The following is a 4534-nucleotide window of genomic DNA, read 5'->3' as shown; positions in this document are numbered from 1 at the left end:
TTATGTTGCGATTCTTGCAATAGCCATCTCAGTGAATACTAAGCCACATAGCGAGGGTAACCAGCGTGACAAGCAATACTGGCACAGTCAACACAATCCCAACCTGAAAGTAATACCCCCATGTAATAACCGTATTTTTCCGCGCAAGCACATGTAACCACAACAAAGTTGCCAGGCTGCCAATCGGAGTAATTTTTGGCCCCAGATCACAACCGATTACGTTGGCGTAAATCATGGATTCCTTTACCACACCGGTCGCGCTGGTTGCGTCGATCGACAACGCGCCGATCAGCACCGTGGGCATATTGTTCATAATGGACGATAAGAAGGCCGCCAAAAAACCGGTGCCGAGCGTTGCACCCCACACGCCATAACTGGCGAAGACATTAAGCAGACTGGTAATGTACCCGGTCAAGCCTTCATTACGCAAACCATACACCACTAGATACATTCCCAGTGAAAAAATAACGATTTGCCACGGCGCTTCGCGAATTACCTTGCGCGTGTTAATAACATGACCACGCGCTGCCACCGCGAGCAGTATTAGAGAGCCGGTCGCCGCCACTAGGCTGATGGGTATGCCATAAGATTCAAGACCAAAAAAGCCGATAAGCAGCAATGCCAGGACCACCCAGCCAGCACGGAATGTTTCCATATCTCGTATTGCTTCATTGGGTGCCTTCAGCTGACAGATCTCATAGCTAGCCGGAATACTGCGACGGAAATAAAGGAAAAGAACGCCTAAACTTCCCACTACTGAAGCGAAATTGACCGGAATCATCACCGCCGCATACTCGGTAAACCCGATCTTGAAAAAGTCTGCCGAAACAATATTAACCAAATTGGATACTATAAGTGGCAAGCTGGCTGTATCGGCAATAAAGCCCGCTGCCATGATGAACGCGAGCGTAGCAGTTGGACTAAACCCAAGTGCGAACAACATTGCCATCACGATTGGAGTTAGAATCAAAGCTGCACCATCGTTAGCGAACAGCGCCGCAACCGCCGCACCCAGTAATACAATATACACGAATAATAAATATCCATTGCCGCGACCCCAACGCGCCACATGCAATGCTGCCCACTCAAAGAATCCCGCTTCGTCGAGCACTAAGCTGATAATAATGATGGCAATGAAAGCCGCCGTTGCATTCCAGACAATATTCCACACTACCGGAATGTCACTGAGCTGCACCACACCAAGAAGCAATGCTGCGATGGCGCCAAGCAGAGCACTCCAGCCGATGGCGAGGCCACGCGGCTGCCAGATGACAAGCACGAGCGTTGCGATGAAAATGAGGATGGCAATCAGCATGTCAGTATGCACCCATTGCTATCTTTTCTTGGTTTGTGGCTATCACTCTTTGTGCGTCTGTTTAAATTTCAAAATGCCAATGTAGTCCAGTTTCGTCTTGAAAGTGGAAGAATTTTGACGCAAGTCATCCAATGGGAGCGATAAAACAATCTCGATACCTTCACGCAAGGTACGGTAAGCTTGTGTGAATGCCGCATCAATCTCTTCATCGGTTCCGGTGGCTTTGGCTGGATCATCGACACCCCAATGGGTCCGCAGCGCAGGGCCTCCAAGATACGTCGGGCAAGTTTCTCCAGTCGCGCTGCCGCAAACAGTGATCACGATGTCTGGTGTCGTTGGTAAGTTGTCCCATGATTTGCTGAAATATCCCTCAGTTGAGATACCTTCTCGTTCAAACAATACGAGTGAACGCGGATGAACCTGGCCGGTCGGTTTGCTACCCGCGCCCATCGCTTGCCATCCTTTGGGTGCAAGATGATTGAAAGTAGCTTCCGCAAGGATAGAGCGGCAGGAATTTCGGTGCAAAGAAATAGTACATTCATGATTAAGACGCGCAGCAGGATTCAGTTTTGACAGGAATAGAAGTATCTTGGCCAAATGTCGGGATTGTTGTTAGTGAATGAAATGTTTCCCAAGGGATGCCCTGTGGATCAAACGTCCAATTTTTATTAGATGTAGCATAACAACATTGCGCATTAGTTTGCTCCGCAGCGGGAAAAGTCGCTTGAGTTAAGCGCTGATTTATTTCGTTTAATTCTTCGGCTGAATCAACTTGAATTCCCACATGGTCTAAACCTGCTTTTGAGCCTCTGGCAGATATCGCGAAATTAATATACGGATCATCCAGCATCCACTTGGCATAATCCGATTTGCTGACAGCGGGTTCGGTGCCAAATAACAAAGAATAAAACTGAATGTTATCCTGCAAGTTATTGATTGCAATATGTACATGAAATCGTTTCATGGCGTTGTCTCCTTATTTAAATGAACAGAAAAGTATGTTTAGCTATTCTTTTCATCACAGCAAACTTCAACAGTGCCGCAAGAAATGCCCGCGCAACAATTCTCTGTTAGATACCCTAATAACGCATTCATGGTTTCAAAATTTGCCGAGTAATAGATAAAGCGGCTTTGTTGTCGAGCAATAACTAGTTCTGCATTGGACAAGTCTTTTAGATGAAAGGATAAAGTAGCATTTGGAATATTTAATTCCTTAGCAAGTTGACCCGCTGGAAGCCCAGGTTCTCCAGCTTGAACCAGTACCCGGAATATTGTTAAGCGAGTTTCCTGAGCTAATGCAGCTAGAGCTTTAATAGCAATATACGTTTCCATATTACCAATATAATGGAAATATACTTTTTTGTCAATTAAATACACTTCGAGACCTTTGTACGGTTAGAGTCATTTTCAGGTACAGATGATGATATAATAACGTTTTTAATCATATTGTTGGGTTAATTGACATGAGTTTTTCAGAGTTTGATGTCACCCGCCGCACCCGCAAAGGAAACTTCCTCAATCAAATTGATTACCTGATTGATTGGAAATCGATAGAAAAAGCAATCGCTGAACATTATGCCCCCACATCTGATGCCGCAGGCCGTCCTGCCTATCCTGGGTTGCTGCTGTTCAAAATGTTGCTGACAGGAATCTGGCACGGTGGACTCAGTGATGAATCAGTTGAAGACATGGCTAACGCGAATCTGCACGTGATGCGGTTTTTGGGCCTGAGTCTGGAAGACGATGTTCCGGATCATTCGGTACTGTCTCGTTTCAGGACACGATTAACACAAGCGCATGCATGGGATGGTTTGCTGGAGAAGATCAATCAACAGATCCAGAGGGGCACGACATCATGGTGACTCAGGGCTGTCATGTCGACGCCAGCATCACGCACAGCCCGCGTAAACCAAATTTACAAGCCATGGCATACAACCTGAAAAGGTTACCCAGATTGTATGTTAATAGGCAGATACCATTACAATCATAGGAGAAATGCGTATTCTGAGCCGATAATGATCAATGAAAGTGATTGTTCGCGTGATTTCAGCAAAGAAATTACTAAAAAATACCCTGATATTCACATAACAATCAGAAATTGTAACGAATTTTATAATTCGTTGGATTTTGCAAAGGTCTCACTTCATTTTTTGCTCTTCTGAATGGGGTGGTGGATGCAATTGTGAGAGTTCCTTACCTAACCGCCACAACAATTTATGAACGCCACTGTAGTACAGATTCCCAAAACCCTGCCGTAACAAATCTATTATTTTTTATCTAAAAGTTTATTTTGAATAAATTCTTAAAAAGAAATATCCCCTTAATTGCTTATGAATTAGTTATATTGAGAATTAAAGCATAGCCATGAGATTTACTATTTTATTGTTTTTGGCATTAGTTCCGGTAATCGCATTCGCTGAAAACTTCTTGGTGAACAGCAATAAATTATTTAGTTTTGCCGAAAAATCTTATCCAGAACTTTTTAGTCCTGCTAGCACAGCAACTTTTAATTTAGACAATTATTTGGTGCGTTACTATCCCGACACTGGCAACTATCTTGGAACTATTGGGGAAGATGTCTATGTTTATGGTGATGTATTCAATGGTCTTTTAAAAGTCGGAGTAATTTCGAATTTTATAGAGCTGGAGCCTGATAGCGAAGAATTATTAGCTCAATTATTTAGTGGTGGTCAGAGTAATGTACAAGTTTATGGATCAGGTGTTGTGACTTCCATTTTATCGGATGATCTAGACGGTAGCCGTCATCAAAGATTTATCATTGAGTTAAAGTCAAAGCAAACGCTACTTATCGCTCACAATATAGATTTAGCACCGAGAATTGATGGATTATACTTCAATGACCGAATTGAATTTTTTGGGGAATATGAATGGAATGATAAAGGTGGAGTCATTCATTGGACCCATGATGATCCTGAAGAAATTCATGTGAATGGCTGGATCTTTCATAAGAATGTTATCTACCAGTGACTTCGTGTCGTAAGATGATATGTGCTGTCAAAAATGGAGTCCATGTGTTTAAGCAGCGATTAGATTTGCATAGTATTGCTGCGTAAATTGTGCTGGTGACAAATAGCCCAGCCTTTTTTGTTTTCTCTGCCGGTTATAGAATATTTCTATATATTTGGTAATCTCCTGAATGGCTTGTTGTCGTGTTTTGAATCTTCTATGCTGCACCAGCTCGGTTTTAAGTATCCCCCA

Annotated in this window: 6 protein-coding genes and 1 pseudogene; 2 read left to right on the top strand and 5 right to left on the bottom strand. The window is 43.3% G+C overall.

Annotated features, from left to right (window positions below):
* Positions 1–28: 28 nt before the first annotated feature.
* From Q0C11_RS14490 to Q0C11_RS14475, 4 genes and pseudogenes are all read right to left on the bottom strand, one after another.
* Positions 29–1315: an arsenic transporter gene (locus tag Q0C11_RS14490; protein ID WP_097107648.1), complete on the bottom strand. Its 1287-nt coding sequence runs from the start codon at positions 1313–1315 to the stop codon at positions 29–31.
* 42 nt (positions 1316–1357) lie between these two features.
* Positions 1358–1857 (bottom strand): annotated as a pseudogene (locus Q0C11_RS14485) (arsenate reductase ArsC).
* A gap of 2 nt (positions 1858–1859) precedes the next feature.
* Positions 1860–2279 (bottom strand): ArsI/CadI family heavy metal resistance metalloenzyme, encoded by a 420-nt coding sequence (locus Q0C11_RS14480; RefSeq protein ID WP_293009176.1) that lies wholly within the window; start codon positions 2277–2279, stop codon positions 1860–1862.
* Between the two features lie 38 nt (positions 2280–2317).
* Positions 2318–2647, bottom strand: coding sequence for a helix-turn-helix transcriptional regulator (locus Q0C11_RS14475; RefSeq protein WP_293009179.1), 330 nt, complete (start codon positions 2645–2647; stop codon positions 2318–2320).
* Between the two features lie 131 nt (positions 2648–2778).
* Here Q0C11_RS14475 and Q0C11_RS14470 point away from each other — a divergent pair, with 131 nt between their 5' ends.
* Positions 2779–3177: a transposase gene (locus Q0C11_RS14470; protein WP_293009174.1), complete on the top strand. Its 399-nt coding sequence runs from the start codon at positions 2779–2781 to the stop codon at positions 3175–3177.
* A gap of 502 nt (positions 3178–3679) precedes the next feature.
* The gene (locus Q0C11_RS14465; protein ID WP_293009172.1) at positions 3680–4303 is read left to right on the top strand and encodes a DUF3465 domain-containing protein; all 624 of its coding nucleotides are present in this window, start codon (positions 3680–3682) and stop codon (positions 4301–4303) included.
* Positions 4304–4351: 48 nt separating this feature from the next.
* On the opposite strand, the gene Q0C11_RS14460 is transcribed toward Q0C11_RS14465, so the two are convergent.
* A partial coding sequence (locus Q0C11_RS14460) for an IS3 family transposase (protein WP_293009170.1) occupies positions 4352–4534 on the bottom strand: 183 nt, incomplete at its 5' end.

This window comes from Nitrosomonas sp., from assembly GCF_022842015.1.
Taxonomy (GTDB): domain Bacteria; phylum Pseudomonadota; class Gammaproteobacteria; order Burkholderiales; family Nitrosomonadaceae; genus Nitrosomonas.
Note: the sequence above shows the minus strand (reverse complement) of the source record. Positions and strands in the feature narration are given on the sequence as shown.